Raw genomic sequence first — 267 nt, forward strand, 5'->3', positions numbered from 1 at the left:
GTCAAGCAGGCAGCTGCTGACGCCAACCGCGAACTGGGTCATCTGAGCGAAGCCAAGCATGCAGCCATCAGCGAGGCCTGTGCCCGCCTGATCCGCGGCGACTTCCACGAAGAGTTCGTGGTGGACATGATTCAAGGTGGCGCTGGCACTTCGACCAACATGAATGCCAACGAAGTCATCGCCAACATCGCGCTGGAGGCCATGGGCCACAGCAAGGGCGAATACCAGTACCTGCACCCGAACAACGACGTGAACATGGCGCAGTCC

Annotated in this window: 1 protein-coding gene; it reads left to right on the plus strand. The window is 60.3% G+C overall.

Features of this window, described 5'->3' with window-relative positions; all coding sequences use genetic code 11:
- The coding region (locus R0J88_RS20690; RefSeq protein ID WP_410900981.1) for a lyase family protein at nt 1-267 on the plus strand (267 nt) is incomplete at both ends.

The sequence above is a fragment of the Pseudoalteromonas sp. SIMBA_162 genome (assembly GCF_046535955.1).
Lineage (GTDB): Bacteria > Pseudomonadota > Gammaproteobacteria > Enterobacterales > Alteromonadaceae > Pseudoalteromonas > Pseudoalteromonas marina.